26 protein-coding genes are annotated in these 21466 nt (G+C 38.3%); 17 read left to right on the top strand and 9 right to left on the bottom strand.

All coding sequences use genetic code 11. The features are described from left to right. Nucleotides 1-5 precede the first annotated feature (5 nt). The 11 genes from V4T18_RS05370 (at nt 6) to V4T18_RS05420 (ending at nt 8915) form a co-directional block, all read left to right on the top strand. Entirely contained in the window at nt 6-527 is a 522-nt protein-coding gene (locus V4T18_RS05370; RefSeq protein WP_332647410.1) for a YqeG family HAD IIIA-type phosphatase, read from the top strand. Continuing rightward, nucleotides 527-1630: a ribosome biogenesis GTPase YqeH gene (gene yqeH / locus V4T18_RS05375; protein ID WP_332647327.1), complete on the top strand. Its 1104-nt coding sequence runs from the start codon at nt 527-529 to the stop codon at nt 1628-1630. The genes V4T18_RS05370 and yqeH overlap by 1 nt, the downstream gene beginning before the upstream one ends. A 281-nt stretch (nt 1631-1911) precedes the next feature. After that, nucleotides 1912-2742 (top strand): shikimate dehydrogenase, encoded by an 831-nt coding sequence (gene aroE / locus V4T18_RS05380; RefSeq protein WP_332647328.1) that lies wholly within the window; start codon nt 1912-1914, stop codon nt 2740-2742. A gap of 5 nt (nt 2743-2747) precedes the next feature. Next, nucleotides 2748-3053 (top strand): ribosome assembly RNA-binding protein YhbY, encoded by a 306-nt coding sequence (gene yhbY, locus V4T18_RS05385; RefSeq protein ID WP_332647330.1) that lies wholly within the window; start codon nt 2748-2750, stop codon nt 3051-3053. A gap of 11 nt (nt 3054-3064) precedes the next feature. Further along, nucleotides 3065-3652 carry a nicotinate-nucleotide adenylyltransferase gene (locus V4T18_RS05390; protein ID WP_332647332.1) on the top strand — a complete coding sequence of 196 codons (588 nt, stop codon included), beginning with the start codon at nt 3065-3067 and terminating at the stop codon, nt 3650-3652. After that, the gene (gene yqeK / locus V4T18_RS05395) at nt 3621-4184 is read left to right on the top strand and encodes a bis(5'-nucleosyl)-tetraphosphatase (symmetrical) YqeK (RefSeq protein ID WP_332647334.1); all 564 of its coding nucleotides are present in this window, start codon (nt 3621-3623) and stop codon (nt 4182-4184) included. The genes V4T18_RS05390 and yqeK overlap by 32 nt, the downstream gene beginning before the upstream one ends. Nucleotides 4185-4187: 3 nt before the next feature. Then, entirely contained in the window at nt 4188-4532 is a 345-nt protein-coding gene (gene rsfS / locus V4T18_RS05400; protein WP_332647336.1) for a ribosome silencing factor, read from the top strand. Between the two features lies 1 nt (nt 4533). Beyond that, nucleotides 4534-5271, top strand: a complete 738-nt coding sequence (locus V4T18_RS05405) for a class I SAM-dependent DNA methyltransferase (protein ID WP_332647339.1) — start codon at nt 4534-4536, stop codon at nt 5269-5271. Nucleotides 5272-5367: 96 nt separating this feature from the next. Then, complete coding sequence (locus V4T18_RS05410) at nt 5368-6003, top strand: helix-hairpin-helix domain-containing protein (protein ID WP_332647341.1); 636 nt, start codon at nt 5368-5370, stop codon at nt 6001-6003. 70 nt (nt 6004-6073) lie between these two features. Next, nucleotides 6074-6649: a ComE operon protein 2 gene (locus V4T18_RS05415; protein ID WP_332647343.1), complete on the top strand. Its 576-nt coding sequence runs from the start codon at nt 6074-6076 to the stop codon at nt 6647-6649. Beyond that, nucleotides 6618-8915, top strand: coding sequence for a DNA internalization-related competence protein ComEC/Rec2 (locus tag V4T18_RS05420; protein WP_332647344.1), 2298 nt, complete (start codon nt 6618-6620; stop codon nt 8913-8915). Before V4T18_RS05415 ends, V4T18_RS05420 begins: the two co-directional genes overlap by 32 nt. A gap of 1033 nt (nt 8916-9948) precedes the next feature. Here the strand turns inward: V4T18_RS05420 and V4T18_RS05425 are convergent. The 7 genes from V4T18_RS05425 to V4T18_RS05455 all read right to left on the bottom strand — a co-directional run bounded on the left by V4T18_RS05425 (nt 9949) and on the right by V4T18_RS05455 (nt 14403). Further along, nucleotides 9949-10092: a hypothetical protein gene (locus V4T18_RS05425; protein ID WP_332647346.1), complete on the bottom strand. Its 144-nt coding sequence runs from the start codon at nt 10090-10092 to the stop codon at nt 9949-9951. Between the two features lie 10 nt (nt 10093-10102). Further along, nucleotides 10103-10501, bottom strand: a complete 399-nt coding sequence (locus tag V4T18_RS05430) for a hypothetical protein (RefSeq protein ID WP_332647348.1) — start codon at nt 10499-10501, stop codon at nt 10103-10105. 60 nt (nt 10502-10561) lie between these two features. Beyond that, nucleotides 10562-11200 carry a DUF2306 domain-containing protein gene (locus tag V4T18_RS05435; RefSeq protein ID WP_332647350.1) on the bottom strand — a complete coding sequence of 213 codons (639 nt, stop codon included), beginning with the start codon at nt 11198-11200 and terminating at the stop codon, nt 10562-10564. Between the two features lie 21 nt (nt 11201-11221). Continuing rightward, nucleotides 11222-11641 (bottom strand): DUF3021 domain-containing protein, encoded by a 420-nt coding sequence (locus V4T18_RS05440; RefSeq protein WP_332647351.1) that lies wholly within the window; start codon nt 11639-11641, stop codon nt 11222-11224. Between the two features lies 1 nt (nt 11642). Next, complete coding sequence (locus V4T18_RS05445) at nt 11643-12092, bottom strand: LytTR family DNA-binding domain-containing protein (protein WP_332647353.1); 450 nt, start codon at nt 12090-12092, stop codon at nt 11643-11645. Nucleotides 12093-12599: 507 nt separating this feature from the next. Then, a complete protein-coding gene (locus V4T18_RS05450) occupies nt 12600-13742 on the bottom strand; it encodes an MFS transporter (protein ID WP_332647355.1) in 1143 nt (380 codons plus the stop codon). A 64-nt stretch (nt 13743-13806) separates the two neighbouring features. Next, the gene (locus tag V4T18_RS05455; protein ID WP_332647357.1) at nt 13807-14403 is read right to left on the bottom strand and encodes a TetR/AcrR family transcriptional regulator; all 597 of its coding nucleotides are present in this window, start codon (nt 14401-14403) and stop codon (nt 13807-13809) included. Between the two features lie 352 nt (nt 14404-14755). Between V4T18_RS05455 and V4T18_RS05460 the strand changes: the two genes are divergently transcribed. From V4T18_RS05460 to V4T18_RS05470, 3 genes are all read left to right on the top strand, one after another. After that, nucleotides 14756-15664 (top strand): DNA/RNA non-specific endonuclease, encoded by a 909-nt coding sequence (locus V4T18_RS05460; RefSeq protein WP_332647360.1) that lies wholly within the window; start codon nt 14756-14758, stop codon nt 15662-15664. 746 nt (nt 15665-16410) lie between these two features. After that, complete coding sequence (locus tag V4T18_RS05465; RefSeq protein WP_332647362.1) at nt 16411-16800, top strand: hypothetical protein; 390 nt, start codon at nt 16411-16413, stop codon at nt 16798-16800. Between the two features lie 343 nt (nt 16801-17143). Then, nucleotides 17144-17677 (top strand): hypothetical protein, encoded by a 534-nt coding sequence (locus V4T18_RS05470; RefSeq protein WP_442916906.1) that lies wholly within the window; start codon nt 17144-17146, stop codon nt 17675-17677. Between the two features lie 312 nt (nt 17678-17989). Here V4T18_RS05470 and V4T18_RS05475 read toward each other — a convergent pair whose 3' ends face one another. Continuing rightward, nucleotides 17990-18160 (bottom strand): YqzM family protein, encoded by a 171-nt coding sequence (locus V4T18_RS05475; protein ID WP_332647367.1) that lies wholly within the window; start codon nt 18158-18160, stop codon nt 17990-17992. 174 nt (nt 18161-18334) lie between these two features. Between V4T18_RS05475 and holA the strand changes: the two genes are divergently transcribed. Then, entirely contained in the window at nt 18335-19345 is a 1011-nt protein-coding gene (gene holA, locus V4T18_RS05480; protein ID WP_332647371.1) for a DNA polymerase III subunit delta, read from the top strand. A gap of 64 nt (nt 19346-19409) precedes the next feature. Here the strand turns inward: holA and V4T18_RS05485 are convergent, their stop codons facing one another. Continuing rightward, complete coding sequence (locus V4T18_RS05485) at nt 19410-19568, bottom strand: hypothetical protein (protein WP_332647373.1); 159 nt, start codon at nt 19566-19568, stop codon at nt 19410-19412. Between the two features lie 513 nt (nt 19569-20081). Between V4T18_RS05485 and V4T18_RS05490 the strand changes: the two genes are divergently transcribed. Together V4T18_RS05490 and V4T18_RS05495 are read left to right on the top strand one after the other, a co-directional pair. Further along, nucleotides 20082-20666 (top strand): TetR/AcrR family transcriptional regulator, encoded by a 585-nt coding sequence (locus tag V4T18_RS05490; RefSeq protein WP_332647375.1) that lies wholly within the window; start codon nt 20082-20084, stop codon nt 20664-20666. A 15-nt stretch (nt 20667-20681) separates the two neighbouring features. Beyond that, entirely contained in the window at nt 20682-21452 is a 771-nt protein-coding gene (locus tag V4T18_RS05495) for a 3-hydroxyacyl-CoA dehydrogenase (protein ID WP_332647378.1), read from the top strand. Nucleotides 21453-21466 lie beyond the last annotated feature (14 nt).

The raw sequence follows: 21466 nt of genomic DNA on the forward strand, positions 1-21466 counted from the left end.
ACACTATTTTGTATAATTTCTTATTACCAGATGAATTCGTAACGAGCGTTTACGAAATAACACCAGAAAAATTACAGGCACTGGGCATTCGAGGTATTATTACGGATCTTGATAATACGCTAGTTGAATGGGACCGTGCAGATGCAACAGAGGAGCTAGCACAATGGTTTGCTATCATGCATGAGGCAGGTATACGCATTATTATTGCATCAAATAATAATGAAGCACGTGTAAAGCAATTTGCTGAGCCTTTAGGTATCCCGTTTATTCACCGTGCTAAAAAGCCACTAGGTGGGGCATATTATGCAGCGCTAGTGCAGCTTCGTCTAAAACGAGATGAGGTCGCAATGCTAGGTGATCAGCTGTTAACGGATGTGTTTGGAGCAAAGCGTCAAAAGCTGTATACATTTTTAGTCCGTCCGGTAGCGGAATCGGATGGCTTTGTTACGCGCTTCAATCGATTTGTCGAGCGCCGTGTATTTAACGATTTAAAACGTAAAGGTATTAAAACTTGGGAGGAACAGTAATGAACGAAATGCCAAATTGTATTGGCTGTGGAGCAGTAATTCAAACAGAAGACAAAGACAAGCTAGGGTACGCACCTCCTTCATCATTAGAAAAGGAAACGGTTATTTGTCAGCGCTGCTTCCGATTAAAAAACTATAATGAAATTCAACCTGTCAGCTTAACGGATGATGATTTTCTACGGATTTTAAACGGTCTTGGCGAGCAGCAGGGCTTAATTGTAAAAATCGTCGACATATTTGACTTTAATGGCAGCTGGTTACCGGGGCTGCATCGCTTTGTTGGCAAAAATCCGGTGCTACTTGTAGCAAACAAGGCGGATCTTTTACCGAAGTCTGTAAAAGCGAATAAGGTGATCAATTGGTTAAAGCGTGAGGCAAAGGCACTTGGCCTGCAGCCGATTGATGTGATGCTTGTATCAGCTCATAAAGGGATGGGGATGCAGGATGTTGTCGCTGCGATCGAGGAATACCGTCGTGGCAAGGATGTCTATGTCGTGGGCTGTACGAACGTTGGGAAATCAACCTTTATTAACCGAATTATTAAGCAGGCAACAGGTGAAGGGGAAGTTATTACGACTTCTCATTTCCCAGGGACAACGCTTGATACGATTGAAATTCCACTAGATGATGGTGCCGCTCTTTATGACACACCGGGAATTATTAACCATCATCAAATGGCGCATTATTTGGATGGTAGTGAATTGAAATATATTATGCCGAAAAAGGAAATTAAGCCGAAAGTATTCCAGCAAAATGAAGGACAAACGCTATTTATCGGTGCACTAGCTCGGTTTGATTTCGTAAAAGGCGAACGTTCGGCATTTACAGTGCATGTGGCGAATGATTTACCAATTCACCGTACAAAGCTTGAAAAGGCAGATCAATTGTATAGGGACCATAAAGGTGAGCTATTAGCGCCACCAACAGCGAAGTATATTGAGCAGCTGCCAGAACTTGTTCGTCATGAATTTTCGATAAAAGAGGGAAAAACGGACGTTGTATTCTCAGGACTAGGCTGGATCACAGTGCAGCATCCAAACGTAGTAGTTGCCGCATACGCTCCAAAAGGCGTCCAAGTATTCATCCGACCATCGTTAATATAATAGATATTTTAAATGTATTTTTAAAAAAAGCTATTTTAACTTTCATAATTACTGGTTCGATTCAGTTAAAGTCTATTTTGTAATTAAGATATTGATTTAGAAAATCAGTTGATTGTAGCGAAGGGCGGGGACTTCAGCGGGAACGCACGAGCTGAAAATCCATTTTTTCGGGAAATTCCCGAAAAAAATAGTTGAAGCCGTGCCCGCGGAAAGCGTCCGCCCGTAGCGGAAATCAACAGTTTTGTATGCTTTCACTGACAAGAGAGAAGGATGAGTTTGAGATGAAAAAATGGTTTGCTGTTATTGGAGATCCGATTGCACAGTCAAAATCTCCCGAAATGCATAATGCTTGGTATGAAGAGGGACAAGTAGATGCAGCGTACATCCCAGTCCATGTGAAGCCTGAAAATTTAGAGGAGGCAGTTGCAGCATTTAAGCTTTTAGGCACAAGCGGCTGGAATGTGACAATCCCGCATAAGCAAGCAATCATCCCTTATTTAGATGAGCTAGATGACTTAGCGGAAAAAATGGGTGCTGTTAATACAGTCGTCCGAACAAAGGACGGCAAACTAAAAGGCTATAACACTGACGGAGCGGGCTTTGTTCGCTCATTAGAAGATGCCATTGGGACAGACTATAGAAATGCTCCATTATTATTAATTGGCGCAGGCGGAGCGGCACGTGGAATCTCCTTTGCGCTACAGCAAGAAGGATATACGAATATCACGATTGCTAATCGCACTGAAAAAAATGCGCAGGCTATAATTAATGAGCTTGGTATAGGACGGGCTATTACACTTGCAGAAGCGGAAAGCACGCTGGACGAGTTTAAAATTTTTATTCAAACAACACCAGCAGGCATGTCAACAGGCGAGTTCGAGCTGCCATTTTCACTAGACAAGTTTCCGACAGGCGCAATTGCTGCTGATATTGTGTATAATCCACTGATGACGCCTTTTTTACTTGCGGCTGAGAAAAAAGGTGCAAAGATTGTGAATGGACTTGGAATGTTCGTTCATCAAGGGGCTATTGCCTACGAGCTTTGGCTAGAAGACTATCCAAATACAAATTCAATGATTGCGCGGCTAACCGCACAATTAGGAGGAAAATAATTTTTATGTTAACTGGTAAACAAAAACGTTTTTTACGTGCAGAGGCACATCATTTAGACCCAATTTTCCAAGTTGGGAAAGGCGGCGTAAATGATCCAATGCTACGTCAATTACGCGATGTACTTGAAGCACGTGAATTGATTAAAGTACGTATTTTAGATAACTGTGAAGAAGACAAGCAGGAAGTAGCAGTAGCACTTGCAAAAGGTACACGTGCGGAACTTGTTCAATTAATTGGCTTAACAGTTGTTTTATATAAAGAGTCACGCAACAATAAAAAGATTGTGTTACCGAAAGTGGCTAAAAAGTAAGGTGACGTAGGATGAAAAAAATCGGTATTTTAGGTGGTACATTTAATCCACCACATATGGGACATCTTATGATGGCGAATGAGGCGCTGCACTCACTTGCGCTTGACGAGGTACGCTTTATGCCAAATGCGATACCGCCTCATAAAAAAGCACTAGGCGCTACAGATGAACAACGTGCTAAAATGGTGGAGCTTGCCATTGAAGGGATACCTTATTTTAAGCTCGAGCCTTTTGAGCTTGAGCGTGGTGGGGTGTCCTATACATTCGATACCATTTATACATTAACCAAGCGTGAAAAGGACGCTACGTTTTACTTTATAATAGGTGGCGATAGCATAGATTCTCTTCATACGTGGTACCACATCGATGATTTAGTAGAGCTTGTAACGTTTGTAGGCATTCGCCGCCCAGGAACGAAAGCTAGTACAGATTATCCGGTGATGATGGTGGATGCACCTCAAATCGATTTATCATCTAGTCTACTTCGGGCACGTTTTGCACAAAATAAGACCGTACAATATTTAATACCTGAAACGGTTGAGCGGTACATTCGAAAGGAAGGTATATATGGAGCGACAGCAGCTACTGGCGATTATTAAGCCACGAATGCCGGAAAAGCGATATATTCATACACTAGGCGTGATGGAGATGGCGATTCATTTAGCAAACCTTTACGGAGAGGATGCAAAGAAGGCGGAGATTGCCGCTATTTTGCATGATATGTCGAAGTTTGAGGATGAGGAGGCAATGCGCCAAATCGTTCGTGAAAACGGCTTAGACGAACGCTTAATACCGTGGGGAGCAGAAATATTGCATGGTCCTATTGCCGCTTGGCGTGCACAGGATGAGCTAGGTATTGAAGATGAAGATATCTTAAATGCTATGCGTTATCATACGACAGGTCGAGCGGGTATGAGTCGATTAGAGAAAATCGTCTTTGTTGCCGATATGCTTGAGCCAAATCGCAAGTTTGATGGAGTCGAAAAACTACGAAAAAAAGCAGAGGTAGATTTAACGAAGGCGATGCGAGCTTGCATTCGTCATTCACTTGCATTTCTAGTCGATACGAAGCAACCGATCTATCCACAATCTATCCAATGCTATAACGATTATATGAGAGAGGAATTATAATTAATGAACGAAACACTATTACAAATTGCTTACAAAGCAGCAGACGATAAACATGCAGAGGATATCGTTGTGTTAAATATGCAAGGCATTTCACTTCTTGCTGACTATTTTATGATTTGCCACGGAAATTCTGACCGTCAAGTACAGGCGATTGCACGTGAACTAAAGGAAAAAGCAGAAGAAAATGGATTCGAAGTAAAGCGTTTAGAAGGCTTTGATTCAGCACGCTGGATCCTAGTTGACCTTGGCGATGTTGTCGCTCACGTCTTCCATAAGGATGAGCGAGCATTTTATAACCTAGAGCGCCTATGGGGAGATGCTCCTCAGCTAGACGCGCCAGAAGTGTAATATGGAAAGCTACGCACGATTTGCAGAGGTGTATGACGAGCTGATGACGGACATTCCGTACGATGAGTATGTTGAGTGGGTCATGCTCCATGCACCGAGCGAAAACTATCCGAATTTATTAGATATCGGCTGTGGTACTGGCACAATGGCATTAATGCTTGACGAGGCGGGGTATAACGTAAGCGGTATCGACCTATCAGAGGAAATGCTTGCTGTCGCTAGTTCAAGAATTGCAAGCAAAGGAGCTAAAATTCCGTTGTTTGCTGGTTCTATGGACGAGCTAGAAGGCTTTTCAGAGTTAGATGTCGCGATCATTCCAATCGATTCTATCAATTATGTGACAGAAGAGAAGGCAATAAAGGAAACGCTTCAACGAATTTACGCTAGCCTTCGTGAGGGCGGGCAGTTATTTTTTGACGTTCATTCGTTATTTAAAATGGATGAAATTTTCCTATCGAGCCCTTTTACATATGATGATGGAGGAGTGACGTATATTTGGCATACAGAGCCAGGCGAATACGAGCACTCTGTTTATCATAGCATGAGCTTTTTCGTAGGGACTGAAAACGGGTTGTATGAGCGCTTTGATGAGGAGCATTTCCAGCGTACATTCGCCCCCCAGCAATACGTTGCCTGGCTAGAGGAAATTGGCTTTAAGAGCGTTTTTGTGACGGCAGATTGGTCGCACGAATCGCCACAAGAAGAAAGCGAACGAATTTTTATTCGAGCAATTAAATAAAACACCTTTTCAAAGGGAGGCAAATTATGTATATTGGAGAGGACTCCATATGATTTGCCTTCTCAACGGAAAGGGTGTTTTTTTATTATCCGAGAGTTGTTACAAAAATATGGAAAAAGGGTGCTATTCCCCAGCATTCTTTGTGTCATCGGTCTAATCATTTTTCTTCTTTCGCAGGATGAGCCTGCACAAACTACTTTTGAGCCTGTCTCATCAATTCCAGAACAACAAATTATTGAAACGAATGAAAAAAAGCCTGACGAGCCTGTAACAGCCGAGCCATTGAAAGCGCTTGTCGATGTAAAGGGTGCCGTAAAGTATCCTGGCGTGTATGAGCTAACAACAGAGCATCGTGTAGTCGATGCCATCGAGCAGGCGGGTGGCTATGTGGACAAGGCCAATCCAAACGCCATTAATCATGCACAAAAGCTACAGGACGAAATGGTCATCTATATTCCGCTAGTTGGTGAGGACACCGAGGCGTTAGAAACTATGATTACTGCCACGGGAACTCCTTCCTCACAAGAGACTTCATCTGGCAAGGTAAACTTAAACAAAGCGGAAGAAGCAGAGTTAACTACCTTACCTGGCATCGGTCCAGCAAAGGCACAGGCTATACTCGCCTATCGCCAAGAAAATGGAGGCTTCAAAACGATTGAGGATTTAAAAGAGGTAACCGGCATCGGCGATAAAACATTCGAAAAATTAAAAGATTCAATAGATATAAAATGAATTACTCTAATATTGCCACAATCTTTATTTTTTACTAAACTAGCACTAGGACAATACTGGAGGTAGTCATATGGAGCGTATTACTTGGGATCAATTTTTCATGGCACAAAGCCATTTATTAGCATTACGAAGCACTTGTACAAGACTTGCGGTTGGCGCCACAATTGTAAGGGAAAAGCGTATTATTGCAGGAGGCTATAACGGCTCTATTTCGGGTGATGAGCATTGCACCGAAAAAGGCTGCTACGTAGTCGATAATCATTGTGTCCGGACCATTCATGCCGAGACGAACGCGCTATTGCAATGTGCCAAGTACGGGACACAGGCAAACGGAGCAGATCTTTATGTAACACATTTCCCCTGCTTGCCATGTACAAAAACAATCATTCAAGCAGGGATTAAAAATGTGTTCTATGCAAAGGATTATAAAAATAATCCATATGCCCTAGAGCTTTTTGCAAAGGCAAATGTCAATGTTGTACATGTACCGTTTGACGGGGTGAAAATAGATTTTTTAAAGGATGAAAAACTAACCCTTGCCGTCAATATGCTAGAAAAGCTTCGAGGCTTAGGTGCTTCCTCAGAGGAATTGTTGCCCTTTGAAGAGAAGGTGAATGAATTATTTGGTAGATTTATTAAAGCATAAATGGATTTTTTACGCCTTATCGATTTTAGTTGCTCTCTTTGCAGCACATGAATCGATAAGGCTTTTATTTTTGCTCGCACTACTAGGTTTTGGGTGTTTTTATAAACGTTTTTCAGTGTGGCAAATCGCTACAATTATTGGGGCAGGTGTCATCGCATTCGGCTATTTTTCTTGGCAGCTCAGCAAGCTAGAAAAACCGCTTCAGTTACCCGCTTCGTTAACTTTTACAGATACTTACAAAATCAACGGACAAACGCTGCGCGGCTTTATGCAAGATCAGGATGGGCGAAACAATTATATTGTATATACGTTTCGGTCCGAGGAGGAAAAAACAGCGTATGAAGCTATGCCGCTTGCAGGGATAACCTTTACTGTAGAAGGCGAGTTAGAACCGCCAGATAGGCCTCCACATGCTTATAGCTTTTCGATGGAGAATTATTTAAAAAGTAAGTCGGCTATCGGAATCGTCAACGTGTCAACGTGGGAGCCGGCTGGACAGCAAGGAAAGCTGCTGCAAGCCATTTATAAGCAGCGCTTTAAACTGAAACAGCATATCGAGGAGAGTTTCCCACCTTCTCTGTCTGCGGAGGCGCAGGCACTACTAATCGGCGTACAGGAAAATGTAGATGAGGAGCTGAACCGAGCATATCAAAAATTAGGCATTACTCATTTATTTGCGATTTCTGGCTTACATGTGGCACTTGTTTCTCTATTGTTTTTCCAAGGGCTTCTTCGTTTGCGCGTTCGCCGTGAGCTGGCAACGATCATTTTAATCCTTATACTACCGATTTATGCTTTACTAGCAGGAGGCGCACCATCCGTTTGGCGAGCGGTTTCTGTTGTCGAATTTGTGCTCCTTGCCAAATATTTTAACTGGCGGCTGCCAATCGAGGATGCGCTCGCCATTAGCTTTATAGGGTTTGTGCTGCTAGAGCCTGGTGCCGTATATCAAGTAGGCTTCCAATTGTCGTATTTAGCAACGCTTAGCTTAATTTATTCAGCACCGATTTTAGCGCGTATGAAGACGTGGTGGATGCAAGGCTTTATGATCACGTTTGTTTGTCAGCTACTCGTGTATCCGATACTATTATTTCATTTTTATGAGCTAAGCCTTTCATCGTTACTAGCGAATATTGTGTTTGTACCACTATTTTCATTTGTCATTTTACCGGTTAATTTTGTACTGCTACTCGCAACATTTATACCCGGTCCGTTAGCGAACCTTTTATTTATAGGGTACGAGCCGTTACGAACTGGGGTAACAGACTTTATCCTATACGTACAGGGCCTGCCATATCAAATGTGGGTACCAGGGAAGCCTTCACGCCTTTGGATGATCACGCTGTATGTTAGCGTTTTTACCGCGTTCCTATGGCTAGATATGCGGCGAGCCATTTGGAAAATCGCATGTGTTATTCTTATTCCAGCCTTGCTGTTTCAGGCGAGTCATTATACGGAGCGAGCACTGACCATTACGTTTGTTGATGTCGGGCAAGGAGATTGCATCGTTATTGAGCTCCCGCATCGGAGAGGGGTATATATGATCGATTCGGGCGGTCTGCTTCGGTTCGAGCAGGAAAAATGGAAGAGACGAGACGGACAGTATGAGGTTGGCAAGCGAGTCGTTGTGCCGTTCCTAAAAGGGAAGGGAATAAGCGAGCTGGATATGATGATTTTGACTCATGCAGACGCCGATCATGTTGAGGGAGCAGAGGAAATCTTACGTGAAATTCGTGTGGACACCATTCATGTTACACCGGCGTCGTCTACAAAGGATGTAATGAAGGATATTTTAACAGAGGCATCAAAGCAAAAAATTCAACTAAAAGAGCAAATGGCAGGTGATGGCTGGCAGCAAGGGGACGCAAGCTTTCATTATCTTTGGCCGACGGAAACCGACTACGAGGGCAATAATGATTCACTTGTATTGCTTTTACAATTTGGATCGTTTCAAGCGCTATTTACAGGTGATTTAGAGGCAGAAGGAGAGAAGCGGCTTATCCAAGAGGGACGATTACATCAAGTCTATCTATTAAAAGCAGGGCATCATGGCAGTAAAACATCAAGCACGGAAGCTTTTGTTGATACGGTTCAACCAGCACTCAGCGTCTTTATGGCAGGAAAGGATAATCGCTATGGCCATCCACACGCGGAAGTCGTCGAGCGATTTGACGAGAGGGGACTCCCTTATTTAACAACAGGAGAAGTCGGCACCATCGAAGTAAAGGTAGCAAAGGGGAGGATGACCGTTCATACGGTAAAGTAAATACGGATTCCTAGAAAAAAGAATAAGGGGAATCCTAAAGATTTTTCCGAAAGAGGCTGGGACAAAACCCGAAAACACCATTTTTCTCGTTGAGAAAAATGGTGTTTTCTTAGTATGGAGAAAATTGATTTCCGTTCCGGGGACGCTTTCCAGGGGCACGGCCTGAGCCTGTAGTCTCAGGCGTCGTGCGACTGTCGCTATGCTTTCGTCGCAATAAAAATTGCTGTTCCCCTAGGAGTCGCCCCTTCTCTACAATCAATTTATGAAGTAGCGAATTCTTACTATAGGTGTTCCACGATTTCTATAAAATCTTTACTTATGTCACAGTCTCTTTTCTAAAGACTTTAATATCGCCCGAAAACGATACTCATATTTATCAAAATTCATCTTATGCTTCAAAAACTCATTTAGTGGAGCGCTTCTAAGGTCCTCTTCACCCACAATTACTTTTGTTTCATCGCCAATTCTATTTCATTGAACTTTTGTCTATCCCCAATTGAATTGGCTATAAATAATGGACTGTTTGTTGAACAATGTACGTCGCCATATGTATCCCCGCACGTAATGGAATATGCGGTATAGTATATTTTTAGGTGAAGAGCCAAAAAACATAATAAGCAATAGTGACGGGATTGAGAATGGCTAATAGAATCAGGAAATGACAAGTATTTACCTAGAAAGGCTAGTAATATTTTTGATCCTTTGCACATTGGCTAGTAAATTTAAAATTTCGGCTAGTATTTTGAAAAATGTGGCTAGTATTTTCGGAATTTTGGCTAGTATTTTAAAAAATGTGGCTAGTAACCTTGGACCCCATTAGAAAAACTTATCACGCCCCCAAATTAAGATGCGGAAATTTTTTTATTTTTATGCTTGGACGAACGTTTATTATTTATTGTATAAAAACTGTTTTAGCATATTGTTGCACTGTTGAATTATGAAATTGTTTCGAATGTAAAATTCTTGAATAAATAATGCTGCTTGCCTCTAAGAATTTAATTATGGAATTAATATAAGCTGCATCAACTCGAAGCTATTCATCTAAAGTAAATACATTCCCGTTAATTGTTCTTCCTATTTCAGAAGGAAGAGTCCATTCCTCAATCAAAGTATAATAGCCATTTTCATCCCTAAAATCAGGATTGTACTTTGTGACACGACGCTGGAAACTTATCACATCAACGAACCTACTCCTCCTTGATATCTAGTCCCTTGTAATACTTATCTACAATCGGCTGAATGTCTGGTGATGTGTCATAATAAGTGTCGTTAATTTCACCTAATGTGAATTGGAATGTTTTTTCGCCATCAAACATTGTAATTCCGTACCTCCAACCATTCCGTTTCTCCTGATTATCTTGAGGGCTGAACTCTATGTCCTTAATGAGGGCAATAAATTCATCGATTTGCTCTGAACCTGTTAACGTTTTTGAAGCACCAGTCGAACCGTCTTGTATTGTGATTTTATCGATGTTTTCTATGTCGGCATCCTTATAAAACTCTTCTAGGGATTGAGTTTTCCCGTTAGAACAAGCGTACATCAAACATATGCATGCTAATAAAACGACAACTAACGATTTTCTCATAAGGTTCATCTCCAATCAGGAATCGTTTATACTAATTAAACGTATGGGATTGTTAAAAAGTTACAAACTATTGTTTGGATACCCTTTAAGTTTCCGTTGAATAATCATTTCTGCAAAGATTAGATTTGGCACCCAGCATAACCATGAAATAATCCCATAGCCTATATTAAAGTTCTCAAAACCAAATAGTAACGTGAACAACAGTAACCAAATTCTTAAAGTAACAGCGGCAAAGGTTAGTGAATAATTTCGAATCATCCACCTTTGATGCTCTAGAATGTTATTGATTTTTACTTTAACAATTGCTTGATAGGCTGTTAGTAGCCAAAATAAGGATAAAAATCCAAACCCGAATTGGGCGATCCAACCCCCTGTTGCATAAAAGGCTAAATACAGTCCTGATATACCCCCGAAGACAATTCCGATAATATAAATCCGGCCTAATATTCTATGACGTTTTATATTTTTTTCTCTAAATCTATCAAGGAGTGTAAACGGCCCAATAACTAACGCTACGATACTAAAAATGATATGTATAAAAAGCATGATGTACCAAAGAGAATTCAATGTAGAAGTAAATAAAAGCTTCATTTGGACAAATCCCGCTTGACGAGCATCCATAATAAAATACTGAACTATCGAATAACCGGATATTAAAATAGCTGAAATAAGTAACAGAAGCTTCGTTTTATTCATCATTCTACCTCCTAATAAAAAATCCTATTCCAAACTCTTTCGTCTATTTTGAATAGTACGGTTCAATTGCTTTATATCTTTTTTAATTAACACTAAACTGATTCCCCAGCTTACCGTGTAAATAATAATGAGCCAAACTAATACACCTATCATCGTGTTGATATTTGTAATGTCATACCATTCTCCGATATACCCTGCAACTCCTACACAAATTGTCACGAAAGCAAAATGAATGCTCAGCTGTGCTGTAAAACCTAAACGCTCCGATCTAAAAATTAGTGAAATCCATCCAATCACGATTCCTAATACCCCAGCAATGATATATTCCTTGAGCAGCTCCTTCCCTGTTACTGTTTCATTTAAAGAGAATAAAGCCTGAAATGTATAAGAAGAACTAAGGCCAATGAGTAATCCAATTGTAGAAAATCGTATAATTTCAAACATATTAATCCCTCCCTATGCCAAGACGCATTTTCAATTCTTTAAAATATTTTCTACTTACATGGACCGATGATTCATCGTCTAAAATGATTTCTGTCGATCCAATACGGCTCATTTGGATAGAGGAAATTTTATCAATATTAACTAATGTAGATTTACTCACTCGGACAAAATCATGGGATAGCATCAACTCTAATTCGTAAAGTTTTCGTTTCGATTCAAATTCTTGATTAACTGTCTGCAAGAAAACCTTTGCACCTTCCCCATAAATATAATAAATATCTTTAATTTTGAGCATATGAATTTCCTGCTGTAAGTAGCCATCGATCGCAACTGTTGTCTGCAAATCTTGTAGCCTTTTCATGAGTCGTTCAATCTGCTCGTTATACTGACTTGCACGTATTTGGATTTCGGTTTCTTGAATATTTTCATCAATAATTAGTTGAATTTTCATACATGCCTCCTTACCACTATTCATAATGTATCATATTATTTTCCGTAGTTTTCCATTTTGGGGTTAAGTGGTTAGAAAGAGGACATAAGAGGTGAAATAAGCTAGATGAATTTAGAAATATTGAAAAACTAGGGTTCTTCCACCAGGACTTAGAGTTAATGTAGCATTCTAAAATAGTATGATTAAAATCATCTCACCTCCTGTATACGGATAATAAAGTCGTTTGAATACTAACAAAGGTATTTAATGATATGTGTTAGTTTAAAATAAAGTTTGATTAAGAAAGTGTCACAAACGTTGATTTAATTCATTTTTATAACAAAGTTTCATTACAATTTTTTATAAATACTACATCTTTTTTGTTATATAAGCTAACAAGAAAGATACTTTCTTTATAAGAATAATATAGCTACGGGATTGTCGACTAGATACCTAGCAAAAAACTATCATTATCAATGCATAATCAAAAAGTAAATTGCGAAAAGGTATAAAGAAACTTTAAACCACTTAATTCGTCTTTCTGTAGTAAAAATATGGTAATAACGAAATTGCCCCAAGGATAGCTAAACAAGATCCAATCCATAACGGAGATACAAATCCATATCCTTTACTAATTCCAAGACCACCCAGTGATGAACCAATAACAACACCCAGAGTAATAAAAGAACTATGAACGGTATTTATCATTGTTCCATTACTAGCTGTTTTCATTACTCTCGCAACCATTGCAGGATTCAATGCTACACCAGTTAAACCAATAAAAATCATCGAAATAACCGCAATGTATTTATTCTCTGCACCTAAAGCAAATAAAGACAATGCTACTATTAATATAATCAATCCGCTCATCAGTATTTTCATTGTATATTTATCAGCAAACTTGCCAATCACTATATTCCCAACTACCGTCGCGCTACCATAGAGAGCAAGTAAATACGGAATACTTGCACTTGTAAAGCCTGTGACATTTGTAAAGATAGGAGTGAAATAACTAAATGCTGCAAACGTACCACCAATAATAAACATACTTGTTGTGTATGCTGCCCAAAGATGTCTGTTTTTAAAATGCATAAGTTCGTCTTTCCAGTTCAGTTGCTCTTTGTTTGATAATGATGGTAGCAACCATTGAATCATAATCCCTGATACTAGCACAAGAACAGAAACAGCCCAAAAACTAATACGCCACCCAAAATATTGTGAAATAACGGTTGTTATAGGTAAACCTAATACAGTTGCAACCATTAAACCTGCAAGTACAATTGATGCAGCTTTTCCCCTTGAATCAGAGTGAACCAATGTTGTAGAAAAGGAAATCGCAACTCCAAAAGCAGAAGCTGAAGCAATACCAGTTATAATACGTGAAATCATCATAATATCATAGTTCCATGCAATAGCACCTAGTGATTGACCAATTAAAAATATAAACATTAAAAACAATAGTGCTTGTTTGCTGCGCATTCGTAAGAGAATTGCAGTTAAAATGGGGCCTCCTACCACCATTGCTCCTGCATAAGCTGTAATTAAATACCCAATAGATGATACAGAAACCTGGAATGCAAGAGCAAGTTCGTTCATCATACCTGCAACCATAAATTCTGATGTAGTCATACAAAAGATTGCTAAAGCTAATAAATAAATAATCGATGGCACAAAAAACCACTCCTAAAATATTACTGTAATGTTCGGTACAAAAATAGTGCTAAAAAAGAGCGCACTAAGCGCCAAAAATAGACTCCAATGTTCCTTTGATAACTTGTTCAGCTAACATCCGATTTTGCATCGATACATTAAGAACACGGAATCCATAATAACTGCTTAAAAGCAGACTTGCCAATTCTTCAGCAGATTGATTTTTTGAAATTTCACCTGTTTGCAATCCTTCCTCCATCACTGTTTCGATAGCTTGTTTAAGAAGCTCAACATGCTTTGAGAAAATTTCTTGCACCATTATATCGCTTTTAGCACGTTCTACACTGGCATTAATCAATAAACATCCTTTTTGATCAATATTCTCAAAGTCTTCTTTCAACGCCCATTCAAAAAAATTACTTAATCGTTCTTTAACCGGAATTGGAGTATCTAACAATTTCTTTTGTTCCCTAATCCCAATTTCATGGTACCGTTCTAATACGTGTTTAAACAGTTCATGTTTACTGCCGAAAGTATTGTATAAACTTCCTTTTCCAAGTCCTGTATCATTGCATAAATCTTGCGTAGAACACCCCTCATATCCTCTTATCCAGAATGTTTTCATTGCAACATCTATAATTGATGAATAATTAAACTCTCTGGGTCTGCCACGATTATTCAATCTTATTCTCCTCTCATTTTAAAGATAACATTAGTAGAATACACTTTTTGTACCAATCGGTCAATAAAGGTATTTTATTACAACTCTAAAATAAAATTTGATTATTTTAGATTTCGAATGATTAAAATACTTCCTTATCAAATGCAAGTGTTATTTTTAATCAAACTTTATTATAAATGATCAATCTTTTTTATAAACCTACAATATTAGTTATTTTAATCAACAAACGGGTCATATTATTGAGGGAGTTTTCAATTATTCTTGTAGAATAATAATTGTGATTGTAAAATAATTAAATACTATACTCAGAATGTTAATTAGTTTGACATTAATGAAAGGAATGCTTTGCCCAATGAAAAAGAATCTGTATTTTTTAGTCTTATTTTTAACAACCATCTTTATGGTTGGCTGTACGAATGTAGAGGATGTAGCCAAAATAGATGGAGAAAAGGATTCACAAGAAGAAACTATCGCTACGGTCGTTGATGAACCAGTAGTAGAGGAAAATCCAACCCAATCACATGGTGAACTTTTCGCAGGTTATAAACGGATTGAGGTTGATGGTGGTGACTTGTCTGGATATCGTGAACCGAACGTCGTTGTTAACATTGGCTATGGGGATCGTGAATATTGGGCATTTACGAATGAATACGGTCAGTTAGTCCGTGTCGTTGCTGACGAAATCATTCTACAAGATGATCGTAACGAACCTGTATTATCGTCTGGTAGATATTATGCCGATGAGGCTAAGGTTCCTGGCGTTGAAAGTAAGTTTCTAGATGAAGGCCATATCATTGCTGATTCTCTAGGAGGGGTTTCGAATGCTTATAATATTACCCCGCAAAATAGTACACTCAACCGACATGGTGATCAAGCGTATATGGAAGATGCGATCCGTAAAGCGGGTGGAGCTACTAATTTTGAAGCAATTATCACATATCCGAATACAGAAACGCAGATTCCTTCAAGTTATCAGTATACGTATACGATAAATGGGAATGTCATTACGGATTCATTTGAAAACGTGAATCCAGATGAAGTAAATGAATCTCTTGGGTTAACTGGAAATAATAAGACCGAGACCGGATCAGCAAATTCTTCATCAAATGAAGGCGAGCTTTCTAGTGTTGATAAGAATGGCAATGGTATCGTGACAATCGCAGAAGCAAAAGCAGCTGGTTTCAGTATGCCAATAACTAGAGAACACTGGTTGTACAAATACATGCAAGATCGTGATAACGACGGTATGGTAGGTGAATAAGCCCCTAGATTTAAACAACTCTATTATTATATTTTTCAACTCAAAGAGCATCTGACTGCAAAAATTAAACAACAAAATTTTAACCCCGTCTTACTTAGAACGGGGTTATGTCTGTTGGAGACTTTGAGATTAAATAACTTTATTGTCGCATTATACCCTTATAGGTGAGATGATTTATTGTTGGATTTTTATGTTACGACCCTTGGAATGATTGAGAAGAAATATACTTCGCTAATATGGCAGAATAGTGAAATGAGGATAATCTATATTACGTTAGTTACACCATTTAAAAGATTTACAATGTTAGGCACTTAATGTTACCTTACAAGAGTTTATGCAGGTGAAAGGATTATCTTTGGTCAAAGAAGAATTAAATTCAATAGAAGCTTATAATTTTTCATAGAGGAGAGTTTTACATTGGATTTATTTATATTTTATTACTTTTTACCTTTACTACTTTCATTTTTATGGTTTAGAAATTTAGTATGGCTACTAGAAAATTTAAAACACAATAAAAATATAAAGTTGCCGACAATATTTGGCTCAATTTTGAGTAGTGCCTTAGTTGGTGCCATTCTCCTGTCGATTTATCTACTACATTTTGGATGATAAAATAACCTGAATTTTTTAAAAATAATGTGCCCAAACACTGATTTGGGCAGGTTATACTTCAACTAACGGTGCAGGTTAGTGAAATAAGAGTGTTAACTTTTGTTGTACAGTTGGGATTAGAAGGGGGTAATATTGTGGAGATTTCTAAGAAAAAGATACTAAAAAATCGGATTGCTTTCTTAATATTAGTTTTAGTAATACTTGGTGGAGCAATGTATTATGCTGTTTTCTATACACCTAAAAATTCGTTAGAACTATATCAAGCGATTTCATTTGCTGATGACTTTGAAGATGCAAAGAAGTTAATGTTAGATGGGTATGAAGATAATTTTAAGGAAGAGGATTTTGAATTTATAAATAGTCTGGATACGTCTCCAAATCGTGTAGGTCAATTCACTTTTTTTGAATATGATGAAAAAACTTTTTTTATTATGACTACACCAGGTACAAAAAAGTTAGAAGTGCTTGCAGTTGATGAATTGCCAAAAGATATAAGGGATTACTTTCTTCAATTAGCACAATAAAACCTAAGTTATTTAACGGAGGGATTTAGTGTAACAAGGATTTATAACGTATACATAAATAAACCTTAGTAACGTTCCCAAATAAAAGCATGATAACATTTCAAATAGCGACAAATACTGTTAAATCAGTGTTTATCGCTGTTTTTTATAGAAAATAACACTTTGAGACGCTGCTAAAAATAATTTTAAAGAAGACTGTTCGATTCACTTGTTCTGAATGGCGATAAAGTATATATATTTCCAAATTTCAATAAAACTGCAACTTATAATTGTTTCGTTCGTATGCATGTAATAGACATTATAAAAGCGTAAGTCTTAATAAGTATAAATGTGGGGTGGTTAATTGAATTATATTACTATGTCAATTGTTGCAGCAGAAATTGGATTTTGGATTGTTATAATACTCGGTCTAACTTTGCGTTATGTATTTAACTACAAAAAAGTGGGAACGTTCTTTCTATTTCTAACACCAGTGATTGATTTGTTTCTGCTAATCATAACTGCTACGGATCTATTAAAGGGTGGAACTGCAACTATGGCTCACGCAATTGCTGCTATCTATTTAGGTGTGTCGGTTGCTTTTGGAAAAAGTATCATTCGTTGGGCTGATGAGAGGTTCTTATACTACATAAAAAAAGAGGGAACAAAGCCTGAAAAAAAGACTGGTTTCGCATTTGCTCGTAATTCCTTGAAGGGGTCTTTTCAGCATTTATTTGCATATATCATCGGAGCAGGATTTTTATCAATATTGATATACCTAGTAAATGATCCGGATCGTAGCTCTATATTTTTTGAAACACTAAAAGTATGGTCTTTAGTACTGGGAATTGATTTTATCATATCTATTTCATATTTCATTTGGCCACGAGTAAAATAGAATACTACAATAAATATCATTAATTTTCTAGTTAAATTTTAGAGCAAAAGTTCTTTCGTATATAAAAATTGAAAACCTATCGTTGCCAATCTACTCACGGATGATTTGGTGGAATACGGAAAATTAATTAAGACACGAAGGACGGACGGAATCCATGCCCTGGATGCACGTCCGCTCGTAGTGTAGTGCGCGGCGCTTATATAGCAAGCTCGACTTATGGTGATGAACCGAACACTAAGATTATTACTAAATAAATCCATAAGAAAAAGACTTTGTCACTTATAGACAAAGCCTTTTTCTTACACTCTAAAATTAGCGAGTAGCCACTTCTACGATCATTGCAATAATGAACATTGTAGCGAAGAAACCGAATGATACTGCAAAGCCTACACCCGCATCAATTGCATCATTACGTTGTGAAGCTCGTCCACGGCCCTCGAATGGGTTTTCTGCTACATAGTTTGGATCTTGATGACCTGCCATATATATCCCTCCTACTCTTCATCAATTATAAGTGAATCGATTTTAAAAAGCTATATACAATGTAAGATTTTACAAAGGTTAGGGTGCGCATTTCCGCCTTAATTTATTCACATTCGCATCGAAGAAAAAAACGTGTATACTAGTATAGAATGAAGTAAGAGGGGGATTCCCACAATGTTTACAAAAGCTTGGAATGATATAAAGAAAGGTAGATTCGCTCCGGTCTATTTACTAGTCGGAGAGGAATCTTATTTTATAGATGAAACAATCAAAAAATTAAAATCCGCTCTTGAAGACGGTGAAGAGGCGGAAGTGATGCTATTTGATTTAGAGGAGCGTCCCGTTGATGCTGTAATCGATGAAGCAGATACGATTCCGTTTTTTTCTGAGAAAAAATTAATCATCGCGAAAAACGCATCATTTTTAAAAGCAACTGAAAAGGGTAAGGAAAAAATCGACCATGATTTAAAGCGTTTAGAAGCATGGCTGAATCACCCGAGTGATCTATCGATTACCGTTTTTATTGCGCCATATGAAAAATTAGATGAACGTAAAAAGGTGACGAAGCTTATAAAAGAAAAGGCACTTGTATTAGAGGCGAAAACCCCGCAGGACGCCGATTTATTCGTGTGGGTTCAAACAGAGGTAGGAGCGCTAGGAAAGGCCATTTCCGATGAAGCAGCAGGGAAGCTTGTTGAAATGGTTGGAGAGAATATGCTGCAGCTACAAATGGAGATGGAAAAGCTTGCCCTCTATTTAGGCGAGGAGCTTGAAATAACAGTTGGGCTCGTGGAGGATTTAGTAGCAAAAACGCTCGAGCATGATGCGTTTAAAATGTTAAATGCATACTTAAGCCATAATCAGGCAGAGGCGCTCGAAATTTATCATGATTTACTTCGTCAAAAGGAAGAGCCCATCATGCTTGTTGGGCTATTAGCATCGAATATTCGAACGATGAGCAATGTTTTCTATTTGCAGCAAACAGGGTACCCACAGCATCAAATTGCTAAGCGATTAAAAATCCATCCTTACCGGGTAAAGCTAATGCTTGAGCAGCCGAACAAGCCGACCCAGCAGCGCCTGCTACAGGCCCTATACAGCCTTGCTGATGTGGACCTACAATTAAAATCCGTCAGCGGCAACCGAGAACGTTTTTTAGAAATGTTTTTATTAAAGGCACTTTAAACTACGACACCGTCATCTGGCGGTGTTTTTTGCGTTTTTCACAAGCACCCTCACGTAACCCCTGTTAGCTATCTCGTTGCTGCAAATACTCCTCTAAAACCGATTGCTTTTTATCCTTCACTAGCACTCTATGAATATCAACGATTAATAAATAACCCCGAACAACACAGAACAAAACAGTTGCACAAACGACAATGATCCCCATAAAAATAAATGTTTCCATATTTCCAACTCCCTTTTGCAATAGTATATCAAACGGGTGCTTATTATTGGAATATTTGGTTATTAAGGTCTCTTCCGCAAACATATAAAACTCTTCGCTTTATGTACTATTTGAATCCACCCTTTTCTAATCAAGAATGTCAACGGAAAGAAATGAAAAAATTTTTTCGTATTCTAGTAAAGTAAATAGATAACTAAAATTACAGAGAGTTTTAAGTGGTGATTAATTCTGCTTAGTGTATTAAAAATTGTCGTAAAATTAAATTATATCTTAAAAAAGTAAAAAGATGATTTTCTGGATTATCTATTTAGAAAATTCAGAAAAATAAATTGACAAATATATTTAGTGCCTTTAATAATTAACCTAAGGTTCAAATTTTTACCGGTGAGTAATTACCTGCTGCTGATGAATAGCTACACATTTTAAAAATGGATGAAAGAATGTTTAAAATAACCATTTTTGATTAGGTCACGGCAGTCAATTAGGTAACTCTCTGTGAGAGGAGGAGGCAATATGAAGCTCAGTGAGAAAAGAAGTATAGAGAAAAAAAAGCAAATCATTTTATCCGCTGTCAAAATTGTTAATCGACGTGGATATGAAGGTGCGACGATGGAAGAAATTGCTGCAGAGCTATTAATGACCAAAGCCTCCCTTTATTATTATTTTCGCAATAAAGAGGATCTACTGTACCAATGTCATAGCCTTGTATTAAATCAAGCAATTGCAGACATCGAAGAACTGTTGGCACAGCCACTTAGTGTAGAAGAGAAGTTTTTTCAAATGGTAGCGCTGCATATCGATTATGCTATCGAGGAAAAGGAAACCTTTAATATGATTTTTGAACCAAAGAATATTTTTTCGCAAGAACAGCTAGCTGAAGTGATCGAATTAAGAAAGCGATATTCTTCCCTATTTAATAACCTTATATTAAAGGGGATTGAAGAGAAAAAGTTTAGACAGGCGGATTCATATTTACTCACGATGCTTATATTGGGGGCACTAAATTGGATTCAACAATGGTATCAGCCTAATGGACGTTTATCAAAAGAGGAAATTATTAGTCATTATCAAAAGGATTTATTAAAAATTTTAAAGTAAAAGGAGCGAGATGAAATGGAATTACGTAATAAAGTGGCTTTAGTAACAGGTGGAGGCTCTGGTTTAGGTGAAGCGACCGTAACGCGCATTGTAGAAAATGGCGGGAAAGCAGTTATTTTAGATTTACAAGAGGAACGTAGTCATGCAGTAGTTGACAGGCTTGGTGCAGACAATGTGTTGTTTGTCAAAACAAATGTTGTGAATGAGGAAGAAGTGCAAAATATTATTAATAAGGCAATCGATAAATTTGGCAAGATTGATATTGTTGTAAATTGTGCGGGCATTGGACAACCGCAACGCGTTATTGGACGAGAGGGTGCGCAAAATCTTGCACATTTCGTAAAAACAATTGAAGTAAATCTTATCGGCACATTTAATGTCATCCGATTAGCAGCAGAAAAAATGTTTACAAACGAGCCGAATGAAAAGGGTGAGCGAGGTGTCATTATTAATACCGCCTCTGTAGCCGCATTTGATGGGCAAATTGGGCAAGCAGCCTATAGTGCGTCAAAAGGTGGAGTCGTAGGTATGACTTTACCGATTGCACGAGAATTTGCCAAACAAGGAATTCGGGTAAATACGATTGCACCAGGCTTAATAGAAACTCCTTTATTTGATTCACTATCAGATGAAGCAAAAAGAGCATTAGAGGCTCAAGTACCGTTCCCATCACGTCTTGGTCGCCCTGAGGAGTATGCACATTTAGTAACGAGTATTGTAGAAAACGCATATTTAAATGGCGAAACTATTCGTTTAGATGGCGCCATTCGTATGCAACCAAAATAAAAGGGAGGTAGGAA

Source organism: Lysinibacillus sp. 54212, assembly GCF_036662795.1.
Taxonomy (GTDB): Bacteria; Bacillota; Bacilli; order Bacillales_A; family Planococcaceae; genus Lysinibacillus_B.